Below are 5,067 nucleotides of genomic sequence, written 5' to 3' on the forward strand. Positions count from 1 at the left end.
GTCAGGCGCAGTGCCGCGTCTTCCAGCGTCAGGCCCTGCGTCAGGACCAGTTTTACCGCTTCTTCACGAAGCTCCGGTGTGTAGGTTTTTGAGCGTGTCATAAGTTCTCCAGTTGGTGAAGTTTACCAAACTAGAGTGTCCGAAAAAGTCAGGGTACCTCACTCCTCTCTAAATATTTTTATCTGCTTGATGTAAATATTGCAAATTAAAACTATAATTACATGAGTTACATTTATTACCTAAATACTGAATCGATTCATGGCTGGCTCAATTCTATTCTTGCACCAATGGCAGACACATTTCACATATCTCCTCATTGGACAACATCAGGCGCATGGAGTCTCGGAAGAGACCCACTAGGAATGCAAGCAACATCCGTCCGAATGTATCGGCAACTTGTTCCTGGCTTGACCAACGTTACCAATCGGCTACGTTATTACTCATTCTACTGTTGGGTTGTTAACGGCTGGGCGGTGATCCGGCATGCGGATAATTTGCACGAATGGCGCCTATTTATCCGAAAAGCAGAAGCCTTGTTCGCGCTAGCCTGCGAAGCGTATTCACCCAATACAGGAGGACTAGCGGGGAGTGACTGGGCTCGGCTACAGCTCATTGATTTAGCAGATGAGAAGTTTGATTTACGCCCTCACACCAATAAGCCAGGCGAGAACAATCAATACTTGATGGCTAAGGGAGGAAACTTCGGTCAGTTCTACGTCAGAAGCATGCAGGACGCTGACTTCCTTGCGCCGACCACAGGGGTTCCGATCGTCTCCGACACAGGTAGGCAACTGGCGCGCGCATTCGAAGATGCAGTAGGTGAAGTTGTGATAGCGAAGCTCATCAATGCCATCATAGATGGCACCTTAGAGGGCTCTTCGCTGTACGCCATTGGGGAAGCAATTCATCCGTCTAACCTCAAAGAAGGTACGACCGAAATGGACATGTTGCGCGAATTCTTATGGCGATCGGACACCAGTTCGAGTTCCGTAGCTCGACGTACATCAGCTTGGCTCCTGCTCGATTTATCGCGAAAGAATGTGCCAATCAGAGATACCCTTGCCATACGTAATGCCCTCTACCAGGGCCGTACAGGTGATGCTATGCCTTACCAGCCTGGTGGAACACAGATTCAGCGATGGCGCGCTTATCAGGCCAACGAGCTCTGTCACATTTCATTGGAAGCGTTACTCAATGGAATGGCTCAGATCCTCAATGAAGACGACTTTGCAATGGAGCCGGATGAACTCACCAATAAGGTGATTAGCAAAGCGGTCTCACCTTCAACTAAAAATCAAATATGGGAAAAGTGGGCCACTCAAGCGACTGGCGAGAGCCATGACGAGGAGGCACTTAGTACAGTCATTTGCGAGGGTCTACGCAGATTTAATGAGCGCAGTGGGGACCCAGCCCTTCTGCAATCCGCAATTCTATTACTTCGTCTTCTTTGGCAAAAATGGCGTACCGACAATGACCTTAAGAACGAGATTTCAAAGCATGCCGTACGCAAGCATTGTTCCTTGGCCGGTGTGCTCGACACACTAACAGAGCATCAAACGGCCTCGGTGAAAGACGCAATCTCCGCAGTCTTGCGGCGCCATGTGATAGCTGAACATTTGGCAATCGCCGGGATCAAACTGAGTTCATCTGGAAAATTCACCTATAGGTTCATGCTTGAGGACGGAACTATCTCGAATGGCCTCATCGCTGAATATGGATTCACCAACCCTCGATTGACGAACTTAGCCAACTTCCTCGCTGACGCGAAACTGATCAACGTTGACGGCACCCTTACAGAAATCGGTACGAAACTTCTTGATGAAACTCAGCCTGCATAAAGACCTAGCCTCTTCTGGTTGGCATACATCCATTCTAACTACGTACTCGGTGGACTCCGCTTTCTACGATAGCTATATCGAAAGGCGCCTACGCAGACATGGTGTGAGGAACAACATTCTGATGGCTGACCACAGAATGCTCGCACAATCAATGAATTCGTTTCCAGAAAGCTTTACAGGCGCAGGGTCACGGTATGCAGTTATTCCAGTCAAAGTAACAGGCGCATTTCATCCAAAGATTCATCTGAGACTCGGTGAACACAAGGCCAGCTTGGTCCTCGGCTCCGCAAACGTCACTGGTGCTGGATGGGGGAAAAACCAAGAAGTAGTGACTCGCCTTGACTGGGAACAGCTCGTTGAACCACATCCAGACAATGAGGTATCACTCCAGCTGATCGGCCGCACTTACCGCTACTTGAAGGGTTGGCTTAGCAAATTTCCAGGTGAGGCTATCCGCCACAAACTGGAATTTGCCGAAAGGCGTGCTCCTTGGTTGTTAGACCTGGAATTGACCTCTAGTCCTTTGGAACTCAGCGACGGAACGCTTATTGATCTGCTGCTTGAGAGTGGCGGCGATTCTCCATCCATTCTCGCACAATTCACTAAGCTACTGTTGTCCGAAGAGCCTTCTCGACTGATTCTAATATCGCCATATTGGGATGTAAAACTTGAGGGCTTGCGAGAGCTTCGTAAGACTCTCCACAATCCAGAGACCTTGGTCGCCCTGAATCCAAAAGTAAACACGTTCCCAGTAAATGTTCTTCACACATCAGAGCTGATTGGCTTTGTCAGGCTATGTAGCGAAGGTTCGTCCAAGTTAGTTCATGCGAAAATTTTTATCGCACAAACCGAGCATTGGGACCATGTTCTGTTCGGAAGCGCCAATTGTTCTGATGACGCAATCGGTTATACAAACGGCCCATCACTCAACGCGGAGGCTTGTGTCTATCGTCGTTACCCTAAAGGAGAAGCAATAAATTTGCTGGAGATAGATCTCGACCAAAAAGTCGAGCGCAAAGACGTCAACATGCCGTTGCCAGCTGGTTTGTCGCCGAGCAGGGAAGCGCTGCCATCGCCTGGGAATCTAGAGCTTCATGGATCCAAATTGATTTGGTGGCCACCTCAGAACGGCCCCGTAAATGGCGAGGCAGTTGAAATCTGTGGCGAGACACTACCTTTGCAGCAGGAGCGTGGCACAGCGTGGAACGCAAACTTTACAGCCAAGGTGACGTATCCTCTGATCGCGCGTATTCGGTACGCCAATGGCGAACTGAGCGCACCAACAATTGTTCATTTTCCAAAGGACTTGAAAAGTGCGGTTCCTGTTCCAATTGACGCGAAGCTAAGGGAGGCTTTGGAAAAGGCATTTAATGCTGATTGGGACTTGATCGAACTGGCAGCCAAAGCGGAACTCATCTTTGGGCCCACACTTGGACAGCAGGGCCATCGCGCCACATCTTCCTCCAACGGCTACGGAAAGAAAAACCAAACATCTCCTGATGCATTTACGTATGAGAATGAAGCTGCATTTCGTGCCGCAATGTTGGCCCCTGCCACAGGGCGATCGAGACAGATATTTAATTCCGATATTGGCATGCAAGATCTCTTTTCGCTTGTAGTTAAAGGGGTTTTACCGAAGATGGTTAGTCCTTCAGATATACCAAACGACGAGGATGATGAAGTTCTCGTGGGAGACATAGAGGACGATGTCGAAGATTCATATACCGCCGAGTCCGACTACGTTAACGCGAAAAATTTCGCTAGCCCTCCGTCCAAGGAGACGGCCAAGTTTCATCCCAACGATCGGCAGCAATCTGGCACATACACGTCGAAGATGGTATGTAAACGCCGTGAGACGCTCATAGCTGCGATAGAACGGTTCGAGAAGTATCTGGCCAATTTGAAGGTGGATTCCAGTATTCCTCTCAGCCATTTACCTATACAAACAACTTTCATCTTCGCACTCATGCAATATGGTGTGACGCATAAGCACATCATCCGGGAAGACAAGCAAAAAACTTCGATGCGCAAATCAGATATAGCTGTTGATGTAGATCCTAATGAACCGGTTTCCTTGCTAGCTTTTGCAGAGGACGGGCTCGGCAAAAATCACGACTATGCTTTCGTACCCATGTGCGTCAGAATTCTAATAGCACTTTGGGCGGGGCCGGAGCCGCTGGGAACCCGACTGGAAATACATGCCTCGCATGAAATGCTACCTGACGATATATTTGAAATGATAGTGGCTTCTAGATGGGCCCTCGCACGTACACTGATCTGCCTCAAGCAAGATGCAGGTAAAAATAACGAGTGGCGGCCAACTCTCGTCTTTAAAAAGTTAAGTAGCCTTGCCAGCCAAATATTCAAATCTACAGGATCTTTGGGGCCCATTGATCCCATTGCTGAACTCAATGCCATGCGTGAGAAGGACGCAGCGTTCGGCTTCACTGCACTGCAGACTGAAGACTTGCTCCAGATATTGAATCAGCTCAGCTGATCATGCATGAAGTCCATGAACCATGTTCTCGTTGATCTGGCTGGGCATATGCGATTTACATTGGTTACCGACATCCAAGTCTACTTCTGCGATCCACAGAACCCGTTTAAGCGTAAGCCAACCTTCCAATAACTCATATCTATCGGAAGCAAAATTGAAGCCGAGTTACATGTCGGCAATGCCTCGCATGCCTCACCACATTACGATGTTGCTAGGTGGTGAGTAGTATGAGTGTGCAAGGTAGCCGCCGAGCTGTGCAATCTTTTCGGTCATCGAAAAGAGGATGTTCATTCAAATTAGATCGGCCCGATAACGGTCTATTTTTTAGAATATACCATGGACTTTCATCTGCCATTTAGAGTAAAAACAAATTCAAGTTCTGCTCAGTAAGACCATGCATAATGGTCGTCACAAAATAAAATCAGAAAATAAGCATGCCGACTACTGACGAAAAAATCAATACGACGCGTGCATCACGCGCTGGCCACTCCTTCCATGAACGATGGACCGCTAGACGGGCACTACAGCTTGTCTTCCCGAAGGACGATCTATTCGCAATCGCCGTAGAGGGGATCTCAGCGACTGAGACATCGAATCCAGGTAGATGTCAAGACCGGCCTGGTTATATACGCGTTTAACGAATAATTCCGGCTTTTTCTCCTGCCATTTCTTCATCGCCTGAATCGGTGTTGCGTTATCCAAGGCGCGCTGGGGAATGTTGTGGTTGTAGAT

At 48.5% G+C, this 5,067-nt stretch carries 2 protein-coding genes and 1 pseudogene; 2 read left to right on the forward strand and 1 reads right to left on the reverse strand.

Annotation, left to right across the window (positions count from 1 at the left end):
* Positions 1–221 precede the first annotated feature (221 nt).
* Both CSZ94_RS26895 and CSZ94_RS27790 read left to right on the forward strand, forming a co-directional pair.
* Entirely contained in the window at positions 222–1,838 is a 1,617-nt protein-coding gene (locus CSZ94_RS26895) for a hypothetical protein (protein WP_146009913.1), read from the forward strand.
* The gene (locus CSZ94_RS27790) at positions 1,819–4,335 is read left to right on the forward strand and encodes a hypothetical protein (RefSeq protein ID WP_146009914.1); all 2,517 of its coding nucleotides are present in this window, start codon (positions 1,819–1,821) and stop codon (positions 4,333–4,335) included. Before CSZ94_RS26895 ends, CSZ94_RS27790 begins: the two co-directional genes overlap by 20 nt.
* A gap of 603 nt (positions 4,336–4,938) precedes the next feature.
* Here CSZ94_RS27790 and CSZ94_RS29470 read toward each other — a convergent pair.
* Positions 4,939–5,067 (reverse strand): annotated as a pseudogene (locus tag CSZ94_RS29470) (IS481 family transposase); the annotation flags it as partial.

Source organism: Janthinobacterium sp. ROICE36 (assembly GCF_002869965.1).
Lineage (GTDB): Bacteria > Pseudomonadota > Gammaproteobacteria > Burkholderiales > Burkholderiaceae_D > Janthinobacterium.

Excerpts from the sequence above, each read along its gene's own strand:
- CSZ94_RS27790 (WP_146009914.1), top strand. The coding sequence starts at position 1,819 with ATGAAACTCAGCCTGCATAAAGACCTAGCCTCTTCTGGTTGGCATACA.
- CSZ94_RS26895 (WP_146009913.1), top strand. The coding sequence starts at position 222 with ATGAGTTACATTTATTACCTAAATACTGAATCGATTCATGGCTGGCTC.